Raw genomic sequence first — 26,109 nt, 5'->3', positions numbered from 1 at the left:
GACCGGATGGCCGCAGCGGGCGCGGATCTGGGCCCGGCTCCTGCGGGTCCACCAATACGCCAAGAACACCCTGGTGTTCGTTCCTGCACTCATGGCCCATCGCTTCGACGGGCCGGCTTTCCTCGCCGCGCTCCTCGCCTTCGTGGCGTTCTCCCTCTGCGCGTCCAGCGTCTACCTCGTCAACGATCTCATCGACCTCGAGGCCGACCGGGCGCATCCGACGAAGCGCCACCGCGCCCTGGCCGACGGCCGGGTGCCCCTGCGGGCGGCCATGGGCGCGGTGCCGCTCTTGCTCGCCGCGGCCCTCGGGGTGAGCCTCGCCGTCTCGACGGCGTTCGCCGGGGTGATCCTCGGCTACTTCGCCCTCACCCTCGCGTATTCCCTCGTCCTCAAGCGTAAGATGCTCATCGACGTGGTGACGCTGGCCGGGCTCTACACCGTTCGGGTGGTGGGCGGCGCCGTCGCCGTCGGCGCCGTGGTGTCCGATTGGCTGCTCGCCTTCGCGCTGTTCATGTTCATGTCCCTGGCGCTGATCAAGCGCTACACCGAACTGACGGCGCGCCTCGACCGCGGGCTGCCGAGCCCGGCCAACCGCGATTACGAACTCTCCGACCTGCCCATCGTCGCCGCCCTGGCGGCGGCTTCCGGCTACAATGCCGTGGTGGTGCTGGCGCTCTACCTGTCTTCGGACGCGGTGACTCAGCTGTATTCGCGGCCCAAACTGCTGTGGTGCGTCGGACCGGTGATCCTGTACTGGATCTCGCGCGCGCTGCTCCTCGCCCATCGCCGGATGATGCACGACGATCCCATCGTCTTCGCCCTGCGCGACCGCGTCAGCCTGATCGCGGCGGCGACCGTGGGCGCCCTGGTGCTCGCCGCCATATGAGCGCCGCCGCCGCCGTCGCCCCCGCGCCCTTCGTCCTCGGTCTGCGCTATCTCGGCTTCGCGGTGCTGGCCACGGCGGCCAACCTGCTGGCGCAGGAAGCCACCGTCCGGATCGCCCCGGCGGCGCCGCTCCTGGCCTCCCTCGTCATGGGCACGGGCGTCGGGTTCGTGGCCAAGTACCTCCTCGACAAGCATCTTGTGTTCTTCGACGCCTCGCGGACCCATACGGAAGAGGCCCGCAAGGTCGCGCTCTACGGCCTGTTCAGCGTGGCGACCACCCTGGTGTTCTGGGCCTTCGAGTTCGGATTCTTCGCGATCTGGGGCACCGCGCAGGCCAAGTATGCGGGCGCCCTCGTCGGACTCGGCCTCGGCTACACGGTGAAGTACGGCCTCGACCGTCGCTTCGTGTTCGGGCCGCGCGCCCCATGAGCACGCAGGAGCTGGCGGGCTGGGGCCGCACCCCGCGCCGGGCGACGCGGCTCCTCGCCGTGCGGGCACCGGGCGACGTGGCGCCGATCCACCGGGCCGAGACCGGGTTCATCGCCCGCGGCAACGGACGGGCCTACGGCGACGCCGCGCTCGGCTGCACCACCACCCTGGCGCTCCGCGGGCTCGACCGGATGATCGCCTTCGATCCGGAGACCCGGCACCTCGCCGTCGAGGCCGGGGTGCTGCTCGCCGACATCGTCGACGCCTTCCTGCCGCGCGGATTCTTCCCCGCCGTGGTGCCGGGCACGCGCTTCGTCACCGTGGGGGGCGCCATCGCGGCCGACGTCCACGGCAAGAACCACCACGGCGCCGGGGGTTTCGGCGCCCACCTGCGCGACCTCACCCTGGCCCTGCCGGACGGGACGGCTCGCACCTGCGAGCCGGGCTCGGACCTGTTCGCCGCCACCATAGGCGGCATGGGGCTGACGGGCACGATCCTGCGCGCGACCCTCATCCTGCGCCGGATCGAGACCGGCTGGATCCGCCAGAGGACCATCGCGGCGCCCGACCTCGACGCCGCCCTGGCGGCCCTGGAAGCCGCCGACCGCTCGACCTACGCCGTCGCCTGGATCGACGGCCTCGCGCGTGGGTCGGCACAGGGACGGGCCCTGATCTATCGCGGCGAGCATGCCACCCTGGCCGACTTCGCGGACTTGGCCCCCGATGCACCGCACCTGCCGCCGGCGCGGCGCGGCGCCCTGACGGTGCCGTTCGATCTGCCGGCTCTGACGCTCAACCGCTGGAGCGTCGGGGCCTTCAACGCCCTCTACTACGCACGCGGCCGTGCCGGCGCTGGGCCGGACCGCCTGGTCGGCTGGGCGCCGTACTTCTTCCCCCTCGACGGGATACGCGACTGGAACCGCATCTACGGTGCGGGCGGCTTCCTGCAGCACCAATGCGTGATCCCGAAGGCGCGCAGCCGGGACGCCCTCGCGGCGATCCTCGACCAGGTCTCCCACGCGGCGCCCTCGTTCCTCGCCGTGCTGAAGCTCCTCGGACCCGGGGGCGGGCTGATGTCGTTCCCGCTCCCCGGCTACACCCTCGCCCTCGATTTCCCGGCCAATCCCGCCAACCGCGCCCTCCTTGACAGCCTCGATGCCATCGTGCGGGCGGCGGGCGGGCGGCTCTACCTCGCCAAGGACGCCCGCCAGAGCCGCGACACCTTCGAGGCGGGCTATGGCGCGGCCGCGACGCGGTTTCGCGCCCTGCGGCGGGAGATCGATGCCGAGGGCCGGATCGCCTCCGCCCTGTCGCGGCGCCTCGGCCTGTGAGCGGGGTTCCGCCGGGCCGCCGTACTTCCCCGTCCAGCCCGTCCGAGGCCGCATGACCCAAAGCTCTCCCGCCAACAAAGCCATGCTCCTCGTCGGCGCCACCTCCGACATCGGCCATGCCACGGCCCTGGCCTATGCCGGGGCCGGATGGGACGTGATCCTGGCCGCCCGCGATGCGGCGGGCGCCGCCCGCAACGCCGCCGACCTCACGGCGCGCACGGGCCGCCCGGTTCCCGTCGTCGCCCTCGACATCACCGACACGGCGGCCTTCCCGGCCTTCGTCCGCGATCTGCCGCGCCTACCCGACACGGTGGTGAGCGTGGTCGGGCTGCTCGGCGATCAGGCGCGGGCGCAGTCCGATCTGGCGGACGCCGCCCTTGTGATGCGGTCGAACTTCGAGGGGCCGGCCCTGCTGCTCGGCCTGTTCGCCGAACACTTCGCCGCGCGGGGCTCCGGCACCCTGGTGGGCGTCTCCTCGGTGGCGGGCGAGCGCGGGCGGGCGTCGAACTACGTCTACGGCGCGGCCAAGGCCGGGTTCACCGCCTTCCTGTCGGGCCTGCGCAACCGCCTCGCCGCGCGCGGCGTCCACGTGCTCACGGTCAAGCCCGGTTTCGTCCGCACCCGGATGACGGCGGGGATGCCGCTGCCGAAGCCGTTGACCGCAGAGGCCGCCGAGGTCGCCGCCGCCCTGTTTCGCGGCGCCGAGGTGACCCGGCGCGACGTGGTCTATGTCCGCCCGGTCTGGGCCCTGGTGATGATGGTGATCCGCGCCATCCCCGAGCCGGTGTTCAAACGCCTGAAGCTGTGACGCGCCGGCGCCGACGCCGCGTCCCGGTGGGGCGGCGTCGGGAGCGGGCGCCTGCACCCGCCACGGGTACGCACAAGCCCGGCGGGTGTGGTATGCCGCCCCTCGGACGGGACGTGGATCCCGTGGTACGGCCCCGCCTCCGGGGGCGCTGCGGAACGAGACGCGCGTGCGTGACATCCTGACCGCGCTGGCGGGACTCATCGTCCTCCTCCTCGTCGCGGCCCTCGCGATCCCGCCCTTCGTGGCCTGGGAGGGGCAGCGCAGCCTCATCGACGGCCTGGTGTCCCGGTCGCTCGGCTTGCCGGCCCGCAGCGCCGGCCGCCTCGAGGTCCGGCTCCTGCCCTCGCCGCGCCTGCGCTTCGATCGCCTGCGCCTCGGGCAGGCACCGAACCGGCCCGCCCTCGACCTCCATTTCGTGAAGGCCGAGGTGGCGCTCACCCCGCTGATCACCGGCGCCGTGCGGTTCACCGAGACCCGGATCGGGCGGGCCGAGATCCGCCTGCCCGTCACCGAGGGCGAGGCGATCCTGGTGCCGGCCGATCTCACGGGCGGGCTCGGTGACCGCGACCTCGCCATCGAGGACCTCCAGGTCCGCCAGCTCCTCATCACCACCCAGGTGCCGGCGACGGGCCGCACCGACCAGATCTACGCGGAAGGCGTGCGGGTCTCCGCCCCGCGCCTCACCGGGCCGTGGCGGGCGGAGGGCACCAGCCGGGGCGTGCCGTTCCGGGTCGCCACGGGCGAGCCGACGCCGGAGGGCGTCCTTCCGGTCAAGCTCTCGGCGGGTGGCGACACCCAGCCCTATGCGGAGATCGACGCGAAGTTGTCCCTCGCGGAGGCCGGCGCGGAGGCCGCGGGGCCGGGCGAGCGCGCCGTGATCCCGCAGGCCGAGGGCACGGCCCGCCTCGTCATCGGTCCGCCGGCCCAGGCGGCGGGCGCCTACCTGCCGGTGTCGCTCGCCGGTGCGTTCACGGCGCGGGGCACCACCGCGCGGTTCAAGGCCCTCGACCTCGACATCGATCCGGGTGGCCGCGCCCTGCGCCTGTCGGGCTCCGGCCGCGTCGATGCCCGCAACGGCCGCGCCGCCCTCTCGCTCGGGGCCCGCCGCCTCGACCTCGACGCGTTCCTGCTCTCGGCCGCGGGCCAGGCCCTCATCGCGCGGGGCCCGCCGAAGGCCGGGATCAGCCTGCCGGTGAGCGTCGATGTCGAACTCGCCGTCGACAGCCTGTCGCTCGGCCTCGACGACTGGTCGAACCTCGCCCTGGCCGGCACCTTCGAGCGCTCGGGCGGCCTCCTCCTGAAGCGGTTCGCCGTCACCGCCCCGGGGGCCGCCGCCCTGACCGCGTCGGGCGAGATCGACGCCGATCCGGGGCTCCGCTTCACCGGGCGCCTCGGTCTCGACGCGCCGGCCTCGGAGGCCTTCGGGCGCTATCTCGGCAAGCTCGGCGTGGAGGGTCCGGGCGTCGCCCTCATGGACGGCCGCCCCATCGTCGCCTCCGCCGACCTCTCGGCCGCGCCGCTCTCCGTGTCTCTGCGCAATCTGCGCCTCGACCTCGGCACCGCGCGCATCACCGGCAACGCGCGCTACCGCGCCGCCGAGCCCGGCGCCCGCGGGCGCGTCGATGCGCAGCTTGCCGCGCAAGGCGTCGACATCGCCGCCCTGCCGTCGTTCAGCGGGGCCCTGGCCGACCTCCAGGGCCACGATTTCGGCCTCGTGCTCCAGGCCCGCGACGTGCGCTACGGCCCGGCGGGCGTGGCCTCGGGCAACGGCACCATCGCGGCGAGCATCCAATCGGACGGGGCCAGTCTCGCCATCGACAGCCTCGACGTGACGGATCTCGCCGGTGCCAACGCCAGCCTGTCCGGCCGGATCGACGCCGACGGGGCCGGGCGCATCGCCGGCCGCGTCTCGGCCCCCGTGGCCGCGCCGCTGATGGCCCTCCTCGACCGGGTGTGGATCGCGGAAAGCCGGCTCGTCCCCCCGGCGTTTCGCGACCGCGCCCTCGATCTCGACCTGACCCTGCAGCGCGACGCGGGCGCCCCCGACACCCTGCGTACCACCGCCAAGGGACAGGCGGCGGGCGGCAGCCTCGACCTCGACCTCGTGAGCCGCGCCGGCCGCATCGCGAGCCTCGACCTCACCCTGGCGGCCCCGTCCGCCGCCACCTGGTTCGGCCGTGCCGACCTTCCGGCGCTGGCCCGGCCCGCCCGTCTCCATCTCGCCGGCACCCGCGCCGCCGGACCCGAGGGCGAGGCCGCCGGGCTCGTCCTCTCGGTGACGGGAACGGTGGCCGACCTCACCCTCGCCACCACCCGGCCGATCCTACTCGGACCCGAGGCCGGGGCCGGGTACGGCGCTGCGCGAAGCGGCGAGATCCGCCTCGGCAGCCCCGACATCGCCCCCTTCGTGCCCCTCGTCTCCGGTACCGCGCCCCTTCCCATCGGCCTGCCGGCCGACCTCACCGTCGCCCTGTCGCGGGCCGGCGACGAGGCCCGCCTGGGCGTGACCGGGCGGCTCGCCGGAACCGCCGTCTCGGCCGAGATCGGGATCGCGCCGGAGGGCCAGATCTCCGGGCGCGCCAAGCTCGGGCGCCTGTCCCTGCCGGCGCTCGCCGCCGCCCTGGTGATCCCCACGGAGGTGAAGGCCGGTGCCGACGCGGCGTTCGTGCGCTTTGCCGCCCCGCCGCCCGTCCGCCCCCGCATCGACCTCGCCCTCGCGGTGGACAGCCTCGACCTCGGACGCGGCCACGTCGCCACCGGCACCACCCTCACGGCGCGCTGGGAGGACGGCACCCTCGGCCTCACCGACCTCGCCGGCACCCTGGCGGGCGGGCGGCTCACGGGCGCCGTCACCCTGTCGCGCCAGGGCGGCGCGGCCGCCGTGGCGGGGGAGGGGACCCTGAGCGAGGCGGGGCTCGCCGGCCTCGTCGGCACCGGTCCGGTCTCCGGGCGCCTCGGCGCGACCCTGCGGTTCGGCACTTCGGGCGAGACCCTCGCGGCCCTGGCCAACAACCTCGGGGGCAGCGGCGCCCTCACCCTCGCGGACCTGACCCTGCCGGGCGCCGACCCCATGGGCCTGACCCGTGCCCTCGACCGGGCGCTCGCCGAGGACGACCCCTTGCGCGAAGGCCGTCTCCAGGCCCTCGTCACGGAGGAACTCGGAAAGGCGCCGCTCATCGCCCCCGGCCCCGTCACCACGCCCGTCACCCTGGTGGGCGGAACCCTGCGGGGCGGCCCCCTGACCCTCGATCTCGGGCCCGCGCGCTGGAACGGCACCCTCGGCCTCGACCTGCGGACTGGCCGCCTCGACGCGCGCGGCACCCTCACGGCGGCGTCGGCGCCGAAAGCCTGGACCGCAGGACCGCCGGCGATCCAGCTCGGCTTTTCCGGGCCGGTGGCGAACCCGGAACGCCAGGTCGATGCGGGTCCTTCGACCAACGGTCTCGCCACCCTCGTGCTGCAACGCGAGCTCGAAAGCATCGAAGCGATGGAGGCCGACCAGACCGAGCGCCAGCGCCGCCGCGCCCGCGTCGAGATGGACCGGGCCCGTGCCGCCGCCGAGAAGGCCTATGCGGACAAGCTGACCGCCGAGAAGGCGCTGGCCGAGAAGCTCGCGGCGGAGGAAGCCGCCCGTCAGGCCCGCCTCAAGGCCGCCGCGGAGCGTGCCGCCGAGGCCGCGCGTCAGGCCCGCGCCCGCGAGGCCGAGGAAGCGGCCCGGCGCCAGGAAATCGAGGCGGCCCGGCGCCAGGAGCCAGCGGTTGAGCCGGCGCCCGCCCCGCAGCCCTGAAGCCGCGCGCGCCGGACGCACGGGATCGCGTCGGGCGACCTCGACACCCCGCCCGGGTTGTGGCTTCGTACGGTCTCGGCGCGGGGGAAACGGCCATGGCCTACCGGTGCGATCTCGGCGGCGAGCGCCACACCTTCGCCGACCTGAAGCAGGTGCTCGCCGCCGCCTCGCCCCTGCGCTCGGGCGACGAGCTGGCCGGGTTGGCGGCCACCAGCGATGCCCAGCGCATCGCCGCTCGGCGCGTGCTCGCCGACCTGCCGCTGCGCGTGTTCCTCGCCGAGGCCCTGGTGCCCTACGAGGCGGACGAGGTCACCCGGCTCATCCTCGACACCCACGACGCGGCGGCCTTCGCCGCGATCGCGCACCTCACCGTGGGGGGCTTTCGCGACTGGCTCCTGTCCCATGCGGCCACGCCCGAGATCCTCGCCGCCCTGGCGCCGGGCCTGACGCCCGAGATGGTGGCGGCGGTCTCGAAGCTCATGCGGGCGCAGGACCTCATCGTGGTGGCGCGCAAGTGCCGGGTGGTGACGGCGTTCCGCACCACCCTCGGCCTGCCCGGCCGCCTCGGCACCCGGCTCCAGCCGAACCACCCCTCCGACGACCCGCGCGGCATCGCGGCCTCCGTCCTCGACGGCCTGCTGTTCGGCGTCGGCGACGCCTGCATCGGCATCAACCCGGCCACAGACAGCGTCGAGAACGCCCGCGACTTGATGGTGATGCTGGACGAGCTGCGCCAGCACTACGACATCCCCGCCCAGACCTGCGTGCTCACCCACGTCACCAATGCCCTGCCGATCCTGGAGCGCGGCGCGCCCGTCGATCTCGTGTTCCAGTCCGTAGCGGGCACGGAAGCCGCCAACCGGGGCTTCGGGGTCGATCTCGCGGTGCTGACCGAGGCCCACGACGCGGCGCGCGGCCTCAAGCGCGGCACGGTTGGCGACCACGTGATGTATTTCGAGACCGGCCAGGGCGCGGCGCTCTCGGCCGACGCCCATCACGGCGTCGATCAGCAGACCGTGGAGGCCCGCGCCTACGCGGTGGCGCGTGCCTTCCGGCCCCTCCTCGTCAACACCGTGGTGGGGTTCATCGGCCCGGAATACCTCTACGACGGCAAGCAGATCGCCCGCGCCGGCCTCGAAGACCATTTCTGCGGCAAGCTGCTCGGCCTGCCGATGGGCTGCGACGTCTGCTACACCAACCACGCCGAGGCCGACCAGGACGACATGGACGGGCTGATGACCCTGCTGACGGTGGCGGGCTGCAGCTTCCTCATCGCCGTGCCGGGCTCCGACGACATCATGCTCAACTACCAGAGCCTGTCGTTCCACGACGTGCTAACCCTGCGCGCTACCCTGGGCGTCCGGGCGGCCCCCGAATTCGAGGCGTGGCTGGACCGCATGGGCCTGACCACGCCGGAGGGCGGCATCCGCGAACTCGAACCCCGGCATCCGAGCCTCGCCCGGCTCATGGACCGCGCGAGCCGGGTCGCGTGAGCGACGACGCGCCCGTCCCCGCCGGCGATCGCTGGGCGACCCTGCGGGCGGCGACCTCGGCCCGCATCGGGCTGGGGCGCCGGGGCGACGCGATGCCGTTGGACGCGGTCCTCGATTTCCAGCTCGCCCACGCGAAGGCCCGCGACGCCGTCCACGCCGCCCTCGACACCGAGGCCCTGGCGGCGGCGTTGCAGCCCCATTCCGTCTTGCAGGTCCGCAGCGCCGCGCCCGACCGGGCGACCTACCTGCGCCGGCCCGACCTCGGCCGGATCCTCGACCCCGACACGCCCCTCCGAGGCGGGGCGGGCCCGGTCGATCTCGTCTTCGTGGTGGGCGACGGCCTGTCGGCGATCGCGGTGCAGGCCCAGGCCGCGCCCCTGGTCCAGGCCTGCCTCGCCCGCCTCGACGGGGTGTCGGTGGGGCCCATCGTGGTGGCGTGCCAAGCCCGCGTCGCCCTCGGCGATCCCATCGGGCAGGCGCTCGGCGCGCGCCTCTGCGCCGTCCTCATCGGCGAGCGTCCGGGCCTCAGCGTCGCCGACAGCCTCGGGATCTATCTCACCCACGCGCCACGGCCGGGCCGCCGCGATTCCGAGCGCAACTGCATCTCCAACATCCACGGCCGGGGCGGCCTGTCCCCGGAGCGGGCGGCCGACACCCTGGTCTGGCTCGTCCGCGAAGCCCTGCGGCGCGGGGTGACGGGCGTTGCTCTGAAGGAGAGCGCCGCCCTCGCAACCGGACCGAGCAAGGCCCCCGCGATTTCACCTGTGGCGAACGGCGACCCCCCGGCCTCGGAACCGACGGAGGGCTGAAAACTTGAGACGGGGTAGCGTCCTTCGAAGGACGGACGCCGCAACAGATCACCTGAGGGGGTGGTTTGCTCAACCTATGGTCTACGCTCCATGATCCTCTCCCGTACCGCTCCGTTCGCACTCCTGGCCGCGCTGGCCCTGCCCGCGACCCTGGCCTCCCCCGCCACGGCACAGCCCGCCGCCGGCCTCGACCGCCCCTTGCTGGTCCACGGCAACTATTGCGGCCCCGGCAACAACGCGCCGCTGCCGCCCATCGACGCCCTCGACGCTGCCTGCGCCCGCCACGACGCCTGCACGCCCTCCGGCGGTCTGCCGTCCCGGGCCTGCAACGTCCGCCTGGAGCGTGAGGCATCCGCCGTCGCCCGCGACCCGCGCCAGACCGACGAGCTCCGCGCCATGGCGGGTCTCGTCTCGGCTAGCATCACCCTGATCCCGTCGGACGATCTCATCCGGCCCGCGGCCCATCGCTCGGTCGTGACGCTGCCGGCGGCCCCGACCATCGAGCGTCCGTCCGACGCAGAGGACTGAGCGGGGGACCGGACCACGCCCCTGCTCCCCCTTTGCGGGACAGGGGCCGAGTTCCGCGACCTCCCGCCGAACCGAGCCTAGACGGCGTCGATCAGGCCGGCCTCGTCCTGGGCCTGGAGCACGTCGGGGCGCGGCATCGAAATGATGTTGTAGCCGGAATCGACGAAGTGGACCTCGCCGGTGACGCCGCCGGAGAGGTCCGACAACAGGTAGACGGCCGAGCCGCCGACCTCCTCCTGGGTCACCGTGCGGCGGAGCGGGGCGTGGGCCTTCTGGTGGTTGAACATCAGCCGGGCATCGGCGATGCCGGCGCCGGCGAGCGTCCGCATCGGGCCGGCCGAGAGGGCGTTGACCCGGATCCCGTCGGGCCCGAGATCGCCCGCGAGGTAGCGCACCGAGGCTTCCAGGGCGGCCTTGGCCACACCCATCACGTTGTAGTTCGGCATGACCCGGGTCGAGCCGCCATAGGTCAAGGTCAGGAGCGACCCGCCGCGCGGCATGCGCTTGGCCGCGCGCTGGGCGATCTCCGTGAAGGAGAAGCACGAGATCGTCAGGGTCCGCGAAAAATTCTCGCGGGTGGTGACGTCGACGTAGCGGCCCTTGAGCTGGTTCTTGTCGGAGAAGCCGATGGCGTGGACGACGAAATCGATGCCCTCGGGAAACCGCTTGTCCAGGGCCTCGAACACGGCGTCGACGGAGGCGATGTCCTCGACGTCACACGGGATCACGGTGTCCGAGCCGAGGGAGGCTGCCAAGGGAGCCACCCGGCGGCCCAGGGCCTCGCCCTGATAGGTGAACGCCAGTTCGGCGCCATGCTTGTGCAAGGCGGAGGCGATCCCCCAGGCGATGGAGTGATTGTTGGCGACCCCCATGATGAGGCCGCGCTTCCCCGTCATCAAACCCGTCATGCGTTTCCCCGTGGGCGTGGCCCGTTCCGGCCGTCGCTCTGATCCCTGTCACGGGAGCTTAGAGCGTTTCGCGGTCCGGTGGACCCGACGAACGTGGGGAAAACGCGGCCACCCAACGACAAAGAGCCGATTCCGTCGTCACGGAAGCGGCTCTCACGGAAAAATATGAGGCTTGGTCGTCGTGCGCCGAGCGAACGCGGCTAGAAATACCCGTTGGTGTCGGCGCGCGCCCAATCGATCAGGGCCTGCTTGGCGTAGACGGCCGCCAGACCGGTGACGGCCAATCCACCGACGGTGCCCAGGGTGAACCACAGCATGCGTTTCGTCCTTGCGTGTTGCAGGGAAAACGCAGTCGGACTCCTGAAGTTCCAGGAGTCCGGTTTCGAAGTGTCAGGCGTCGACGTTCTTCAGCACCAGGGTGGCGTTGGTGCCGCCGAAGCCGAAGGAGTTCGACAGGACGTGGCCGAGCTTGGCCCCGTCCCGGCGCTGGCGCAGGATCGGCATGTCGGCGAAGGCCGGGTCGATCTCGTCGATATGCGCGCTCTCGCAGATGAAGTCGTTGTTCATCATCAGGAGCGAGTAGATCGCCTCCTGCACGCCCGTGGCACCCATGGAGTGGCCGGTCAGCGATTTCGTCGCCGAGATCGGCGGGCAGGCCTCGCCTTTCCCGAAGACTTCGCGGATCGCCTCGATCTCCTTGGCGTCTCCCACCGGCGTCGCCGTGGCGTGCGGGTTGATGTAGTCGATGGGGGCGCCCTTCAGGCCGCCAATGGCCTGCTGCATGCAACGCACCGCACCTTCGCCCGACGGCGCGACCATGTCGTGCCCGTCCGAGGTGGCGCCGTAGCCGGCGATCTCGCCGTAGATCGTCGCGCCGCGTGCCTTGGCGTGCTCGTATTCCTCCAGCACCAGCACGCCGGCCCCGCCCGCGATGACGAAGCCGTCGCGGTTGACGTCGTAGGCGCGCGAGGCCCGGGACGGGGTGTCGTTGTACTTCGACGACATGGCGCCCATGGCGTCGAACAGCACCGACAGGGTCCAGTCGAGGTCCTCGCAACCGCCCGCGAAGATGATGTCCTGGCGGCCGCCCTGGATGATCTCGGCGGCGTTGCCGATGCAATGGTTCGAGGTCGCGCAGGCCGAGGCGATGGAATAGTTCACGCCCTTGATCTTGAACCACGTCGCCAGGGTCGCCGAGGCGGTGGAGGACATGGCCTTGGGCACCGCGAACGGGCCGACGCGCTTCGGGCCCTTGTCGAGGGCGATGGCGGCGGATTCGACGATCACCTTCGTCGACGGGCCGCCCGAACCCATGATGATGCCGGTGCGGTCGTTGGAGATGTCGCCCGGCTCGAGGCCGGACTGGCGGATGGCCTGATCCATGGCGACGTGGTTCCAGGCGGTGCCGCCACCGTGGAAGCGCATGGCGCGGCGGTCGACCACGCCTTCGGGGTCGAGGCTCGGCCGACCCTCGACCTGGCTGCGGAAGCCGTGCTCGGCATAGGACGCCGAGTGCCCGATGCCGGACTTGGCCTCGCGCAGGGAGGCCAAGACCTCGTCGGTGTTGTTGCCGATGGACGAGACGATGCCCATCCCGGTGATCACGACACGCCGCATGGACCGCTTCTACTCCGCCGGTGCTTCGGTCGGCACCCTGTTGATGGTCAGTTAAGACGGGGCCGCCCCGATCTCAACGGGAAGGCGTCACGCGGCGACCGAGCCCTGCGCCTGAAACAGGGCGACGCGCAGGTCCTTGGCCTCGTAGATCCGGGTGCCGTCGGCTTCGAGCCAGCCGTCGGCGATGCCGAGCACGAGCTTGCCGAGGCGCACCCGCTTGATGTCGATGCCGTAGACCACCTTGGTGACCGTGGGGAGCACCTGATCGGTGAACTTCACCTCGCCGACGCCGAGCGCACGGCCGCGTCCGGGGGCGCCGAGCCAGCCGAGGTGAAAGCCGACGAGCTGCCACAGGGCGTCGAGGCCGAGGCAGCCCGGCATCACCGGATCGTTCTTGAAGTGGCAGCCGAAGAACCAGAGGTCCGGCCGGATGTCGAATTCCGCCAGGACGTGGCCCTTGCCGTGGGCGCCGCCCTCGGAGCCGATGGAGACGATGCGGTCGAACATCAGCATCGGCGGCAGGGGCAGCTGGGCGTTGCCGGCTCCGAACAGCTCGCCGCGCCCGCAGGCCAGCAAGTCCTCGTAGGAGTACTGCGTCGCCCGGGCGGGGGCCGGGGTGCCGGTGGGGGCGGTGGGATCGGAGACGGAAGACATGATGAGGGGATCGGTCCTCGAGGATGGGGTGTCCGCCGGGCGCGACGCGCAGCCTCGCGAGGCCGGACCGGGCAGGAAGGCGGCGCTTCGTTAACACAGCGTCACAGCGCCTCAAAGGTGCGTGCGTCCCCCATGCGGATTTCGCCGGCCCGGGGCGATCCCGCGTGCAGCCGGGCTCGGGTCAGGGCGGCTCCGGGCTGCCCCGTGCCCGTCATGCGTCCACAGCTTGGCCGGCGCGGAGCGAACGCTGCGGCTTCGGGTTGCGGCCCTGACGCGGGTTCCGTATAAACGACTCTGCGAAGACCGAAGTTTGGGTGAAATGTCAGCCACCGCGATTCCCAACATGCTGCCGCTGCAGGCCATGCTGAACGCACGGACCTCCAATCCGTCGGGCGATGTCGCCGGACGGCGCGGCTGCCCGCTCTCCGACCTGCGCGATCGCCTGCGCCGGGCCGGCCTGCGACCGACCCGCCAGCGCCTGTCGCTCGGCTGGCTCCTGTTCGGGCGCGGCGACCGCCACCTCACGGCGGAAATGCTGTACGACGAGGCGATGCGCGCCAAGGTGCCGGTGTCGCTGGCGACCGTCTACAACACCCTGCACCAGTTCACCGAAGCCGGCCTCCTGCGCCAGCTCGCCCTCGACGGGTCGAAGGCTTACTTCGACACCAACCCGAGCGAGCACCACCATTTCTTCCTCGAGGACGAGGGTCAGGTTCTCGACATGCCCGATTGCGGCATCACCGTCGATTCGCTCCCCGACGCCCCCGAGGGCATGGAGATCGCCGGCGTCGAGGTGATCGTGCGCCTGCGCCGCCGCGGTCCGGTCGCCCGCAAGGCCTGATCGGTTTCAGGCATCTTTCCCGTTCACGAAAAAGGCCCGGTTCGCCGGGCCTTTTTCGTTGGCTGTCCGTAGGTCGCGGCTGGGCCTACTCCACCTTCTCGTAGGGGTAGACCCCCCACAGCCGTTCCTGGCGGACGTAGCCGTCGACGTCGCCGCCCTTCTGGGGCAGGGCGACGACGACGCGGCACCACGCGCCGGTGCAGCTCTTCACGCTGCCGATGACGCCGGCCTGGAGGCGGGCCTGCTCGCCGGACGCATCGTCGGCGCGGGCGTAGAGGGGCGTCTCGGGCCTGGTCTCGCCTTTCGCGCCCGCTTTGGCCGCCGTGACGATGGAGGTGCGCCGCCCCGACAGCAGCGAATGCAACACCCAGCCCTCCGTGCCCTCGGAGTCGCGGATGCGGCGCCAGGTCTCGAATTCGGCGACGATCTCCACGGGCAGGCCGGCGCGCTGGAACACCCACAGGGTGCGGTGATCCTTCGACGGGCCTTCCCGCAGGTTCACCCGGTCGGTCTTGAGACTGGCGTAGCGCGGCAGGGGCAGGCCGGTCTTCGAACCGACGCCGGCGCCCGGCGTGGGCGGTGGCGGCGGTGCCGCGTTGGCGCTTCCGGCCGCGAGTGCGAACCCGAGGAGCAGGGCCGGGGCGAAAGCACGGGCAGGCGTGTTGGAAAGCGTTCTGAAAAGGGTCTCGGCAGGCGCCATCGTCCATGTCCTCGAACCGCGCGGACGGGGCCGGGCCGACGCCCCCGGCCGCCGTGGCGCGCATTGTGTTCCGTCGCCTCTCTGGTAGAGAGGCCGTCGGGGCTGGAGAGCGGGTTGCCGCCCATTCCAACCCCCGTCGCGTCTATCCGTCCGGATCGATACGTGGTTCTGGCCGATGCGTGGTTAACGCGCGGTAAGCCGCCACGCCGGTGCCGGGCCGGAACATGGGCGAGCCGACCCGACCGGACCCGAGCAGGGCGCGCCGGGGATCGCTCGCATCGAGGAGGGTGCATGCAGTCGCTCAAGCGCAAGCCGCTGGTCGTGATCACCCGGCGTCTCCCGGAGGTGGTGGAGACGCGCATGCGCGAACTCTTCGAGATCCGTCCGAACACCGACGACAAACCCCTGAGCCACGAGGCCCTCGCGGCCGCCCTGCGCGAGGCCGACGTCCTCGTGCCGACGGTGACCGACGAGATCGATTCGGGGCTCCTCGCCCAGGCCGGCCCGAACCTGCGCCTCATCGCGAATTTCGGCAACGGCGTCGATCACATCGACGTGGCCGCCGCTCTGGAACGCGGCATCACCGTCACCAACACCCCCGGGGTGCTGACGGAAGACACCGCCGACATGACCATGGCGCTGATCCTGGCGGTGGCCCGGCGGGTCACCGAGGGCGCGCGCATCATTCCCGACGACGCCTGGGATTCGGGCTGGTCGCCGACGTGGATGCTGGGCCGGCGCATCACCGGCAAGCGCCTCGGCATCGTCGGCATGGGCCGCATCGGTCAGGCGCTGGCGCGCCGCGCCAAGGCGTTCGGCCTGCAGATCCACTATCACAACCGCCGCCGGGTGCCGGGCACCATCGAGCGCGACCTCGACGCGACCTACTGGGAATCCCTCGACCAGATGCTGGCGCGCGTCGACATCGTGTCGGTGAACTGCCCGCACACGCCGGCGACCTACCACCTCCTGTCGGCCCGCCGCCTCAAGCTGCTCAAGCCCGAGGCCATCGTGGTCAACACCGCCCGCGGCGAGGTGATCGACGAATCGGCCCTGGCCCGCCTCATCGAGGCCGGCGACGTCTCGGGGGCCGGCCTCGACGTGTTCGAGCAGGAGCCCGCCGTCAGCCCCCGCCTCGTCAAGCTCGCGCGCGCCGGCAAGGTGGTGCTGCTGCCGCACATGGGTTCGGCCACCCACGAGAGCCGCACCGACATGGGCGAGAAGGTGATCATCAACATCAAGATCTTCATGGACGGCCACCGCCCGCCGGACCGCATCCTGCCCAGCATGCTCTGAGGCCCCCGGGGCCGGACCTGCCGTTCGGCGCCTCTCTTGCAAGGGCCTCTCTTGCAAGGGCATCTGCAGGGGCTTTCCCGTGTTCGACGGGGACAACCGCCGAACCCGCAGGGCGAATCGGAACGGGGCGGGGGACGGCACGTTGACCGGCGTCTGGCGCGTGGTGGGGCCAGTGTGAAACGGTAGATCGGGACGAACATGGCCGCGGACACCCCGTTGAGCGAGGCAGGGCCGGGCCACGCGGTGGCGGGCGACCCTTTCGGACGCTTCGCGGATTTCGTGCCTCTGATGATGTGGCGCACGGACACGCGGGGCCACGCCGTCCACCACAACGAATCCTGGCTCGCCTTCACCGGCCGTGACGCGGCCGAGGAGCGGGGCCGGGGCTGGCGCCGCGGCCTCCATCCGGACGACGAGGCCGCCCACGCGTCGGTGTTCGAGACGGCGCTCGCCGCCCGGGACCCGTTCACGGTGGAGTTTCGCCTGCGCCGCCACGACGGCGCCTATCGCTGGCTCCTCGACACCGGCCGCCCGCTCCACCGCGACGGCGCGTTCGAGGGCTACATCGGCACGAGCTTCGACATCACCGAGCGCAAGGAGGCGCGGGAGCATTCCGAGCGCGCCCTCGTGGAGAAGGAGGCGCTCCTCGCGGAGGTCTACCACCGCGTGCGCAACAATCTGCAGGTGATGGTGAGCCTCATCGGCCTCTACGGACGGGCGGCGCCGCCCCCCTGCCGCGGCAGCTTCGAGGCCCTGGGCCAGCGGGTGCGGGCCATCGCCCTGGTGCAGCAGCACCTGCACGAGGCGCCCCACATCGCCTCCATTGACCTGCGCGACTATCTCCACCGCCTCGCCTCCGGCCTCGGCCAGCTGCGGCGCGCCGGGCGCATCGGCGTCACCATCGGCGGAACCGGCACCAGCCTCGTCGAGCCGCGCACGGCGAACGCCCTCGGGATGATCGTCGCCGAGGTGGTGTCGGAGTGCCTCGACACCACGTCCGAATCCGTCGCCTGCGCCATCAGCCTCGTCATCGACGCGCCGGTGGGCGGACCCGTGCGGTTGACCATCGTCTCCGGCAGCAACGCCGAGGGGGCCCCCTCGGGCAAGGTCGAGGTGCCGAACCTCGGGCCCCGCCTCATCGCCGCCTACGCCGCCCAGGCCGAGATCGCCGCGCGCGGCCTCGGCACCCGGGACGACCCGCTCCATCTCCAGCTGCCCGAGGTGCTGGTATCGCCGGTGGAGTAGGCGGACTTTTCCGTCGACGCCGGTGCTCGAACGCGAAAAGGCCGGGGCGCACCGCCCCGGCCTTTCGTCGTCGTCCGGACCGCCGGCCCGAAGGCCGGCGGGGTTTGGCTTAGCGGAGGAGCTGCAGGATGCCCTGCTGCGCCGTGTTGGCGAGGCCAAGTGCCGAGATTGCAAGCGAGTTGCGGGTCGACAGGGCCTGAGAGTTGGCGGCTTCCTCGTTGAGGTCCGCGTTCGTCAGGTTGGCCGAACCGGTGTCGAGGACGCTGATCAGGTTCTTCGAGAAGTCTTGGCGGTTCTGGACTACCGAGAGGTTCGAGGCGTAGGTCGAGGCCTGCGACTTGAGGCTGTCACCGGCCGAACGGATCGAGCTGAACACCTCGTTGATGGAGGCGTTGTCCTTGAAGCTGTCGCTGGTCACGGCCTTGAGGCCGAGGGTGTCGGAGCTCGTTGCCTTGCCCTGAACGGTAATCGACGAGCTTTGCGCCTCGTTGAACGAGACCTTGAGCTGGTCGCCCTTCAGCAGGTTGACGCCGTTGAAGCCCGAGTCGTTCGAGAGCTGATCGATCTGGGTCAGGAGGTTGTTGTAGTCGGTGACGAGCTTGTTGCGGGCGGTGAGGCCGTCGCCGCCGATGGTGGCCTTCGACGACGTAGACAGGAAGGTGTTGCCGGTTCCGGTCGACGTGCCACTGACGCTCAGATCCTGCGAACCGGAATCGTTGGTCGTGGAGATCGAGATCTTGCCGGCCGCGTCGATGGTGGCCTGAGCGTTCGCGGTGCCGAGCTTCTCGTTGAGCTGGTCGAGGGTCGAGATTTGCCCGGCGCCGGTGCCGAAAGACAACGAAGCCGTCTTGGCGGTCGTGCCCGTGCCGACGGTGACCGTCAGCGTATCGTTGTTCAGGGCCGAGGGGGTGCCGTTGCCCTTGCCCGAAGCAAACTGCGTGGTCGTGGTGTAGCCGAGGTTGGCAACAAGAGCCGTTCCGGTCGAGCCATTTCCCAGGTTCACCGAAGTTTTGGCGTCTTTGGCCTCAAAAGTAAACTGGCGACTTGTGTCGGAGAAGCTAGCTTTCACTTCACCGTTCGTTGCGACGACAACCTTCGCAGAAAGAGTCGCCAAAGTATCGGACTTCGAGACGGTAACGTTCGAACCATTTACCGAGAAGGTGTCGCCATCGGCGAAGCCGAGGGCCGCAACCTTGGTCGCTTGAATAGGCTTAAACGAGTTGGCTATAGTGGTGGCGGGGTTCGCGCCAAAAAGAGTAGCCGCATCAGTGCCACCGATGCTAACAGCGGCGCCATCTGTCGAACCGGTGACCACAAGGTTATTACCAGCGTTTGGCGCTACAGATGCAGTGGATCCCGCCGCCGTCAACTGTGACGAAATCTCAGTTGCCAAGGCCGCGACGGTATAGGTGCCGGTGTCCTTTATGCTAATGTCGACACCATCGATCTGGAACTTGCCGGTACCGAGCGCGGTCGTGATGGCGCCGGCGGTCGCAAGGGCGACGGTGCCGGTCTTCACGCCTGCCGTCGCGGTTCCAGTTCCTAGCGCTCCACCGGCAGCCTGGGTCGGGCCGGTCGAGAGCAGGTTCGAATCCACGGCGCCCGTGAGCGTGGTGGAGGTAAGCGACGCCTTGGCAGTGAACGCAGCCGTGGCCGACAGGGCCTGCTGAGCGGTGGACTTCAGCTGATCGGTCAGCTTGGTCAGGCTGGTGATGCCCTTGTTGGCGGCCTGGATGGTCTGGATGCCGTTGCCGATACCGTCGAGGAGGCTCGACAGGCCGGACGAACGCGAGTTCAGCGACTGGGCGGTAAAGAAGTTGACCGGCGAATCAAGGGCCGAATTGACCTTCTTGCCCGTCGAGAGGCGGTTCTGGGTGGTCGAGAGAAGGTCCGCGGTGCCCTGCAGCGAGAGCAGGTTCTGGCGGGTCGCGGCCGAAAGGGTGATGCCTGAGGACATTGGTTTCGATCCATTCTGATCGGTGCGTCTCCGTTTTTGGAGACAGCGCCACAGAACCACGCCCCCCTTGCGATCCTGTTAAATGTTGTGATGAACACGGCGTGACGCGGGTCGGTCGAATGCCATAGAGCTGGACGAATCCGTCGATCCATCAAAGGTTTAGCCGGATCGGCTTCTCGGCGTCTTCAGGCTTTGTTAACCATGATCGCCGAGGAAGGAGGCAAGACCCTGCCGCTCGTGAGACGCCATGCCCCTCAAGATCGAGCTCAAGCCGTTCGAGCGCCTGCTGATCGGCGGCACGGCGATCCGCAACGGATCGCGGCGCGCCTCCTTCGTCATCGAGACGGTGACGAACTTTTTGCGCGAGAGCGACATCATCCTGGAGAGCGAGGCCGACACGGCCTGCAAGCGCCTCTACGTCACCCTGACGGTGCTGTACCTCGCCGAGCCGACGCCGGAGGCCGAGGACATCTTCGTCCAGCAGGCCAACGCCCTGCTGGACGCGGTGCCCACCACCGCGCCCTATCTCCACGACATCCAGAACTTCATCGCCGCGCGCGAATTCTACCGCGCGCTCAAGCGCTGCAAGGACCTCATCCAGTACGAGCAGTCGCTCAGCGACCGCCTCGCCCCGCCGCCCGCGACCGGCGGGACGACGTGACGGGCATCCGCCCCGGCGGACGCGTCAGATCCCGCTGAACCAGTTGTAGCCCTGGTCCTCCCAGTACCCGCCCGGATACTCGTTGGTGACGAACACGCTCGCGATGTATTTCGGGCTCTTGAACCCGAGCTTGGTCGGCACGCGCACCCGCAACGGGTAGCCGTATTCGGGGCTCAGTTCCTTGCCGGCGAAATCGAGCGCCAGGACGGTCTGGGGGTGGAGCGCGCTCGGCATGTCGAGGCTGCCGTAATAGCGGTCGGCGCATTTGAAGCCGACATACTTCGCCGTCAGATCTGCGCCGATCCGCTCCAGGAACGCCCGCAGGGGCACGCCGCTCCATTGGCCGATCTGGCTCCAGCCCTCGATGCAGACGTGGCGGGTGATCTGGCTCTCCTGCGGCAGGGCACGGAGCTTTTCCAGGGTCCAGGGGGTCTTGTCGGCGACGAGGCCGGTCACCTCGAGCTTCCAGTCGGCGCCCTCGACCTCGGGGATGTTGTCCGGCGGGTAGTAGGCGTTGAACCGGAACGGGGTATCGATCATCGCGGCCGGGTAGGTCGGCGCGAGCTTGGTCGGGTCGAACAGCCAGCCCTGGACCCGGTCGTTGAACTTCGACATGGCCCACAGCACCCGGTCGGCGGCGTTGCCGTGGGAGCCCGTGGAGAGGTCGCAGCCCGTGAGCAGCGTGAGGGCGCCGAGCGACAGGCCGGAGCGCAGGAGTGCCCGGCGCTCCAGCTTCACCAGCTCGGGCTGCAGGTCGGCGCGCAGGGCCTTGAGGCGGGCGGCGGTTTCGGGGTCGCGGGTCATGCTTGCGTCTCCGAAGGGGTCACGCGGGCGCGGCCGGTGATCATCGCCCGGAGGGTGCTGGGCACCACCAGCACCAGGGCGAGGTGCAGGACGATGAAGCCGACGAGGCCCGCCATGGCCCCGAAATGCACCCGGCGCGCCCATTCGTAGCCACCGAACAGGGCGGCCAGCCCCTGGAACTGCACCGGCTTCCACAGGGCGAGGCCCGAGGCGAGGAGGAGGGCGCCGAGCAGGAACGCCACCACGTAGGCGAGGCGCTGCACGGCGTTGTACTGCCCGAGCCGGTGGGCGAGGCGGAAGGTCAGCGCGGCTTTCGCGTCGCGCCACACGGCGCCGGGGCTCAAGGGCAGGAACGTCCGAGCGACGTGCCGGCTCGCCAGCCCGTAGGCGAGGTAGACGAGGCCGTTCAGGGCGAACAGCCACATGGCGGCGAAGTGCCAGGCGATGGCCCCGCCGAGCCAGCCCCCCAGGGTCGCCCATTTCGGGAAGGTGAAGGGGAAGAGCGGCGACGCGTTGTAGATGGCCCAGCCGCTGAACAGCATGCAGAACACCGCCACCGCGTTGATCCAGTGGGTGAGGCGCACCACGAGGGGGTGGATCACCACGACGCGGGCGGGGGGCTCGGGGACCAGGGTCATCGGGGGCTCGGTCGACAGGACAGGCCGCGCTCGGTGACGCGGAGCGCAGGTCCCTACCCCGCAAAGGGGGGAGGGTTCGACGTTGGTGCCTCACATGGACGGCACGGTGCCGTTGCGGCCGACGATGAGGATCGGGGCCGAGAGGGTGCCGTCGGCGCCCTTCTTGGTGAAGGCGACGAGCTTGGAGCCGGGCACCAGGATGCTCTTCTCGCCGGGGTCGACCAAGGTCACGGGCACGTCGTCGGGCACCGTCACCTTCTTCTCGCCGCCTTGGTACTTGACCAGGAGGGTGCGCCCCTCGGTGCCCGAGAGGGTGCCCACCGCGCCGTTGGTCATGGTGGAGTTCGAGCCGAGATCCCACGGGTAGTGGCCGTCGGCGGTGCCGCGCAGGGAGGAGGCGAACACCGTCACCTGCAGGGCTTTCTGCGTGCCGTCGGGCTGCGGGATCGCGGCGGTGCCGATGTAGCTCTCCGACTTGATGTCGGCGAGCTGGCCCGTGGTGGCGGCGAGGATCTTGGTGTCGTTCGCGAAGGTCACGGTGATCGAGTCGCCCGTGCGCGGCTTGATGGTGAGGGTCGATCCGTCGACCTTCTCCAGGGTGCCGCGGTAGCGCACGATGTCGTCGGCGCGCGCGGTGGTGGCGGCCATCGTCAGGGTCAGGGCGAGGCCGGTCAGCAGGCTCTTCATCATGGCGTGTCTCTCCTGTTGTGGTTCTTCTTCACATCCGGGCGCGCCACCGGCGCGCCCGCCTTCGATCCGACCTCACGTCGATCCGACCTCACATGGGCGGACTCACATGGGCGGAACGGTGCCGTTCTGGCCCACCACCATGCGATCGGCGACCGCCGTGCCGGAGGCATCGGCGCGGGTGAAGGCGACGACGCGGGCGCCCGGCTTGATCAGGCCGGCATCGGCGGGGGCCAGGGCCACCACGGGCACGTCGTCCGGCACGGTGATAACCTTCTGTCCGCCCGCATACGTCACCGTGATGGTGCGGTTGGTCGTCCCCGTCACGGCGCCGACGGCGCCGTTGGTCATGGTGTTCTCCTTCTCGAGATCCCACGGGTAGTGGCCGTCGCCGGTGCCGCGCATGCTGGGCGCGAACACCGCGACCTCGAGGGCCTTCAGGGTGCCGTCGGCCTGGGGCGTCGCGGCGGTGCCGACATAGCTGTCGGGCAGGATATCGGCGATCTTGGCCGCACTCGCACCCGCGACCCGGACGCCGTCGCCGAGGCGGACCAGAATGGCGTCGCCGACGCGCGGCTTGATGGTGATGGCATTGTCCGTCACCGACGCGATGGTGCCGCGGATGCGCACCACCGGCGCTTCCGCCCGGGCCGGAAGGCTCAGGGCGAGGCCCGTCGTGGCGAGGAGTACGGCGGTACGGACGGTTCTGATCATGTGGAGCCTTTCCCATCGACCGGTGGCCGATTCCGGCCGCGACCCTGCCCCGCCTCCGGATCGTGCGCAAGTCAATTGCGCGCGATATGGATACGCTTGGCCGGCGCGGGCTCCGGCCCCGTCAATGCGCCATCAGCATCGGGATGCCCGCATGGGTCAGCAGGTGGCTCGTGGGGCCGCCGAAGATCATCTGACGCAGGCGGCTCTGGGTGTAGGCGCCCTTGATGAGGAGGTCGCAGCCGAAGGTTTCGGCTTCCGCGAGGAACACCTCGCCGGGCGTGCGCCGCCCGGCCGAATGGGCGCGGTGATCGGCGTCGATGCCCTCGCAGGCGAGCGCACGGGCGAGCTCCTCGGCGGTCGGCCCCGGCACGGTGCCGCCCTCGACGCTGATCACCCGGATGCGCTGCGCCTGGCGCAGGAACGGCATGGCGAAGGCCACGGCGCGCGCCGTCTCGGTGGAGCCGTTCCAGGCGATGAGGATGGCGTCGCCGAGGGTCGCGGGGGCGATGGGGGGCGCGAGGAGGATCGGCCGCCCGCTCTCGAACAGGGCGGTCTCGAAGGTGGTCATGCGCGGCGCGCCGTCGTCGGTGCCGGGGCGCCCGACCACGGTGGCGGTGAACAGCCGCGCGTACTGGCCGAGGAACGCGTCGCCCGCCGGCACGTCCGGGCGCCAGCGGTAGCGCGGGCCCGCCGCGCCGATGCCGGCCGGGGTGCAGGGCCCGTCGGCCATGAGCGGCACGCCGGCCTGCTGCATGAAGGTGACGAAGCGCCCGCCCGCGGCCTCGGCCTCGGCCTTGTCGGCCTCCTCGTCGCGCAGCCAGGTCATGCCGCCGACCATGTCGACGGGGACGTATTCGGCGAGCGCCGGGCGCAGGGACACGCCCTCGACGAGGCTGCCGAAGCGACGGGCGGCGAGGATCGCCGTCTCGAACACCGAGGGCAGGCTGTCGTGCAGGGCGACGGGAACCAGGAGCGTCTTCATGGCGGCGGGGCCTTCGCAGCGGGGTCTTCGATGGCGCGAGACACCGGAGGCTAATGCGATTTGGGCGTGCGGCAAACTCCGCCCGGCGGGCCGTCACACGGTTTTTGAACGGTTCCGGCACCGGCCCCGGGGTCGAGCCGGTGCCGGACGGCCCGGGTCATGGGCCTCTCCACGAAGCGGGCGACCACCAGGGACGCGGCCACCGACAGGGCGAGCATGAGGCCGAGCGCCCCCCACGGGCCGACGAGTGCCGCGAGACCCAGCCGCGTGATCGCCTCGCGGGTGGCGCGCAGGACGAAGGGATGGATCAGGTAGAGGGCGTAGGACGCATCCCCCAGGGCGACGAGCGCCGGACCGAGCCGCGTCCCGCGCCCCGGCGGCGGCTCGCGCCCGAGGGCGGCGGCGGCCACCAGCAGGAGCGCCGGCCCGCCATAGGCGAGGGGCCGCAGGGCCTCGCCGGGCTCGCCCGCGACGGCGAGGCCGGCGAGGCCGGTGGCGGCGAGCGCCAGCCGGGCGGCATCGGGCAAACGCAGGCCGTGCGCGCGGGCGAGGCCGAGGCCGGCGCCGAGGGCGAATTCGAGGACGATGGGGCTGCCCCAGAACGCGAGCGGCGTCGGCGGTTCGGGCACTAGGCGGCCGAGGGCGACGAGGCCGGCGAGGGCGAGGGCGAGCCACAGCACCGCCCGGCCCCGGCCCCAGCCGAGGCCGACGGCGAAGACCGCGTAGAAGAACATCTCGCAGTTCAGGGTCCAGCCGAGGCCGTACAGGGGCTGGGGAATGCCGTCCGGGCGCAGGGCCGGCCAGAACAGGAACGAGGCGGCGACGTAGCCGGGCGCGGGGGGATCCGCGCCGTTGAGGAGCGCCGGCACGGTGAGGACGAGGGCGAGGTAGAGGGCCGTCACCAGCCAGTACAGCGGCACCAGTCGGGCGATCCGGTGGGCGAGAAAGCGCGCTCGTCCCCCCGGGCGCCCGTAGAGGGGGGCGCTCGCGTGGACGATGATGAAGCCCGAGATCACGAAGAACACGTCGACGCCCGCCGACCACGCCAGCCCGGTGCTGGGGCCGAAGGGAAGCCCGGCGCGCAGGGCCAGGGCCGCCGCCTCGACCTGCCCGTGATGGACCACAACGAGGAGGGCCGCGAAGGCGCGCAGGCCCTGGATCGCGCCAAGCTTCACGCGGGTCTATTCCAAGGATCGCACCCGATACGATCGTCATGCCGCGAAGATAGCCTGGAACGGATCAGGTCTTCCCCCGTTGTCCCGCCGAAGGCGACAGTCACGGACCTGTGCGGGCACAAGTGCCTCTGGGTCCGTTCTTGTATGTCGCTGCAGCCATATTGAGGATGATCATGATCAACAAGTCGATTGCCCTGGGTGTCCTGGTGACGGCCCTCGCGACCCCCGCCTTCGCACAGGACATGGGCGATTTCCGCCTCGCCGCGATGCAGTCCAACGCCTTCGAGGTGCAGTCGAGCCAGATCGCCCTGTCGAAGAGCCGCAATCCGCAGGTCGTCCGCTTCGCCAAGGAGGCCGTGCGCGATCACCGCGCCGCCAACGTCGCCCTGGCGGGCGGTGAAGCCAACGTGATGGCTCGCAACGACGGCCTCGGCGGTCTCGTGACCGCCCCGCTCGCCATCGCGGGCGGCGCCGTCGGCGCGGCCACGGGTGCGGCGACGGGTGTCGTCGGCGGAACCCTCGCGGGTGGTCCGGTGGGCGGCCTCGAGGGCCTCGGCGCGGGCGCCCGTCGCGGTGCCGCGACCGGCGCGATGGTGGGCGATGTCGACACCACCGCCGGCACCACCCTGGTCCAGCCGAACCCGCAGCAGCAGGCGATGCTCGCCGAGCTGTCGCAGACCCCGGCCGGCCCGCGCTTCGACCGCCTCTACGGCTCGATGCAGGTGAAGTCGCACGAAATGGCCCTCGGGATGTACCAGTCCTACGCCTCCAACGGCCCGAACCCGGCCCTGCGCGCCCACGCCCAGCAGGCCCTGCCGGTGCTGGAGCACCATTACCAGGAGGCCCGCCGTCTGCCCGGCGCGCGCTGAGCCGCACGGTCGCATGGTCCCCCGGGCGGAACGCCCGGGGCATACACGAAAAAGGGATGCCGCGCGAAAGCCCGGCATCCCTTTTTCGTGGCTGATGGACGGCCTTTCCCGAGGACAGCGCTTTTCCTGTTCGGCGCGGCGACGGTGGTCACCCGGTTCGGCGCAGTTGCGCGATCCCCCCGAGCGGGATGCATTCATGAGAATAGGGTGACTCGGCGGCCCTTCGAATGCGAAGGCCCCGCGGGCCACCCTTCCACATCGTGCATCCCCGATTGCGTCGGGTGAGGCGTG

The 26,109-nt window shown here is 71.1% G+C and carries 24 protein-coding genes (1 of these 24 only partly in view); 13 read left to right on the top strand and 11 right to left on the bottom strand.

Going from position 1 to position 26,109, the window contains the following annotated elements; translation table 11 throughout:
• The 8 genes from ASF22_RS01860 to ASF22_RS01825 form a co-directional block, all read left to right on the top strand.
• On the top strand, nt 1-886 hold the 3' portion of the coding sequence (locus ASF22_RS01860) for a UbiA family prenyltransferase (protein WP_244474178.1). Its footprint begins 521 nt before the window's first position; 886 of the gene's 1,407 nt are visible here — the last part of the coding sequence; the start codon falls outside the window, past its left edge; the stop codon is at nt 884-886.
• Nucleotides 883-1,314: a GtrA family protein gene (locus ASF22_RS01855; RefSeq protein WP_056260883.1), complete on the top strand. Its 432-nt coding sequence runs from the start codon at nt 883-885 to the stop codon at nt 1,312-1,314. The genes ASF22_RS01860 and ASF22_RS01855 overlap by 4 nt, the downstream gene beginning before the upstream one ends.
• On the top strand, nt 1,311-2,645 hold the full coding sequence (locus ASF22_RS01850) for an FAD-binding oxidoreductase (protein ID WP_056260881.1): 1,335 nt from the start codon (nt 1,311-1,313) through the stop codon (nt 2,643-2,645). Before ASF22_RS01855 ends, ASF22_RS01850 begins: the two co-directional genes overlap by 4 nt.
• A 52-nt stretch (nt 2,646-2,697) precedes the next feature.
• A complete protein-coding gene (locus tag ASF22_RS01845; RefSeq protein WP_056260880.1) occupies nt 2,698-3,453 on the top strand; it encodes an SDR family oxidoreductase in 756 nt (251 codons plus the stop codon).
• A gap of 166 nt (nt 3,454-3,619) precedes the next feature.
• Nucleotides 3,620-7,240 (top strand): AsmA family protein, encoded by a 3,621-nt coding sequence (locus ASF22_RS01840; protein WP_056260878.1) that lies wholly within the window; start codon nt 3,620-3,622, stop codon nt 7,238-7,240.
• A gap of 95 nt (nt 7,241-7,335) precedes the next feature.
• Entirely contained in the window at nt 7,336-8,733 is a 1,398-nt protein-coding gene (locus ASF22_RS01835; protein ID WP_056260876.1) for an ethanolamine ammonia-lyase subunit EutB, read from the top strand.
• On the top strand, nt 8,730-9,542 hold the full coding sequence (eutC, locus tag ASF22_RS01830; RefSeq protein WP_056260874.1) for an ethanolamine ammonia-lyase subunit EutC: 813 nt from the start codon (nt 8,730-8,732) through the stop codon (nt 9,540-9,542). The genes ASF22_RS01835 and eutC overlap by 4 nt, the downstream gene beginning before the upstream one ends.
• Before the next feature lie 90 nt (nt 9,543-9,632).
• Nucleotides 9,633-10,070 carry a hypothetical protein gene (locus ASF22_RS01825; RefSeq protein WP_056170618.1) on the top strand — a complete coding sequence of 146 codons (438 nt, stop codon included), beginning with the start codon at nt 9,633-9,635 and terminating at the stop codon, nt 10,068-10,070.
• A gap of 77 nt (nt 10,071-10,147) precedes the next feature.
• Here the strand turns inward: ASF22_RS01825 and fabI are convergent, their stop codons facing one another.
• From fabI to fabA, 3 genes are all read right to left on the bottom strand, one after another.
• Nucleotides 10,148-10,978: an enoyl-ACP reductase FabI gene (gene fabI / locus ASF22_RS01820; protein ID WP_056170615.1), complete on the bottom strand. Its 831-nt coding sequence runs from the start codon at nt 10,976-10,978 to the stop codon at nt 10,148-10,150.
• A 390-nt stretch (nt 10,979-11,368) separates the two neighbouring features.
• Entirely contained in the window at nt 11,369-12,595 is a 1,227-nt protein-coding gene (gene fabB, locus ASF22_RS01815) for a beta-ketoacyl-ACP synthase I (RefSeq protein ID WP_056260872.1), read from the bottom strand.
• A gap of 87 nt (nt 12,596-12,682) precedes the next feature.
• Nucleotides 12,683-13,249 carry a 3-hydroxyacyl-[acyl-carrier-protein] dehydratase FabA gene (fabA, locus tag ASF22_RS01810; protein WP_056260871.1) on the bottom strand — a complete coding sequence of 189 codons (567 nt, stop codon included), beginning with the start codon at nt 13,247-13,249 and terminating at the stop codon, nt 12,683-12,685.
• A 334-nt stretch (nt 13,250-13,583) separates the two neighbouring features.
• Between fabA and irr the strand changes: the two genes are divergently transcribed.
• Nucleotides 13,584-14,090, top strand: a complete 507-nt coding sequence (gene irr, locus ASF22_RS01805; RefSeq protein ID WP_056170762.1) for a Fur family transcriptional regulator Irr — start codon at nt 13,584-13,586, stop codon at nt 14,088-14,090.
• 85 nt (nt 14,091-14,175) lie between these two features.
• On the opposite strand, the gene ASF22_RS01800 is transcribed toward irr, so the two are convergent.
• Nucleotides 14,176-14,790: an SH3 domain-containing protein gene (locus tag ASF22_RS01800; RefSeq protein WP_056170604.1), complete on the bottom strand. Its 615-nt coding sequence runs from the start codon at nt 14,788-14,790 to the stop codon at nt 14,176-14,178.
• A gap of 291 nt (nt 14,791-15,081) precedes the next feature.
• Between ASF22_RS01800 and ASF22_RS01795 the strand changes: the two genes are divergently transcribed.
• Nucleotides 15,082-16,086, top strand: a complete 1,005-nt coding sequence (locus ASF22_RS01795; protein ID WP_056170601.1) for a D-glycerate dehydrogenase — start codon at nt 15,082-15,084, stop codon at nt 16,084-16,086.
• A 198-nt stretch (nt 16,087-16,284) separates the two neighbouring features.
• Nucleotides 16,285-17,331: a PAS domain S-box protein gene (locus ASF22_RS01790; protein WP_056170598.1), complete on the top strand. Its 1,047-nt coding sequence runs from the start codon at nt 16,285-16,287 to the stop codon at nt 17,329-17,331.
• A gap of 109 nt (nt 17,332-17,440) precedes the next feature.
• Here ASF22_RS01790 and ASF22_RS01785 read toward each other — a convergent pair whose 3' ends face one another.
• Nucleotides 17,441-19,288, bottom strand: a complete 1,848-nt coding sequence (locus ASF22_RS01785; protein ID WP_056260868.1) for a flagellar hook protein — start codon at nt 19,286-19,288, stop codon at nt 17,441-17,443.
• Nucleotides 19,289-19,535: 247 nt separating this feature from the next.
• Between ASF22_RS01785 and ASF22_RS01780 the strand changes: the two genes are divergently transcribed.
• Entirely contained in the window at nt 19,536-19,949 is a 414-nt protein-coding gene (locus tag ASF22_RS01780) for a flagellar biosynthesis repressor FlbT (protein WP_056260866.1), read from the top strand.
• Nucleotides 19,950-19,973: 24 nt separating this feature from the next.
• Here the strand turns inward: ASF22_RS01780 and ASF22_RS01775 are convergent, their stop codons facing one another.
• From ASF22_RS01775 to ASF22_RS01750, 6 genes are all read right to left on the bottom strand, one after another.
• Entirely contained in the window at nt 19,974-20,753 is a 780-nt protein-coding gene (locus tag ASF22_RS01775) for a molybdopterin-dependent oxidoreductase (protein WP_056260864.1), read from the bottom strand.
• Nucleotides 20,750-21,391 carry a cytochrome b/b6 domain-containing protein gene (locus ASF22_RS01770; RefSeq protein WP_056260862.1) on the bottom strand — a complete coding sequence of 214 codons (642 nt, stop codon included), beginning with the start codon at nt 21,389-21,391 and terminating at the stop codon, nt 20,750-20,752. The genes ASF22_RS01775 and ASF22_RS01770 overlap by 4 nt, the downstream gene beginning before the upstream one ends.
• Nucleotides 21,392-21,481: 90 nt before the next feature.
• Nucleotides 21,482-22,081, bottom strand: a complete 600-nt coding sequence (locus tag ASF22_RS01765; protein ID WP_056260860.1) for a hypothetical protein — start codon at nt 22,079-22,081, stop codon at nt 21,482-21,484.
• A 102-nt stretch (nt 22,082-22,183) separates the two neighbouring features.
• Nucleotides 22,184-22,792, bottom strand: a complete 609-nt coding sequence (locus ASF22_RS01760) for a hypothetical protein (RefSeq protein ID WP_056170580.1) — start codon at nt 22,790-22,792, stop codon at nt 22,184-22,186.
• Between the two features lie 121 nt (nt 22,793-22,913).
• Complete coding sequence (locus ASF22_RS01755; RefSeq protein WP_056170577.1) at nt 22,914-23,774, bottom strand: universal stress protein; 861 nt, start codon at nt 23,772-23,774, stop codon at nt 22,914-22,916.
• Nucleotides 23,775-23,824: 50 nt separating this feature from the next.
• The gene (locus ASF22_RS01750) at nt 23,825-24,934 is read right to left on the bottom strand and encodes an acyltransferase (RefSeq protein WP_056260948.1); all 1,110 of its coding nucleotides are present in this window, start codon (nt 24,932-24,934) and stop codon (nt 23,825-23,827) included.
• 188 nt (nt 24,935-25,122) lie between these two features.
• On the opposite strand from ASF22_RS01750, the gene ASF22_RS01745 reads away from it, so the two are divergent.
• Nucleotides 25,123-25,818 carry a DUF4142 domain-containing protein gene (locus tag ASF22_RS01745; protein WP_056170753.1) on the top strand — a complete coding sequence of 232 codons (696 nt, stop codon included), beginning with the start codon at nt 25,123-25,125 and terminating at the stop codon, nt 25,816-25,818.
• The last annotated feature ends 291 nt before the right edge of the window (nt 25,819-26,109 follow it).

The sequence above is a fragment of the Methylobacterium sp. Leaf87 genome (assembly GCF_001422775.1).
Classification (GTDB): Bacteria; Pseudomonadota; Alphaproteobacteria; order Rhizobiales; family Beijerinckiaceae; genus Methylobacterium.
The sequence above is the reverse complement of the archived record's forward strand: the minus strand, read 5'-3'. Positions and strand labels throughout refer to the sequence as shown.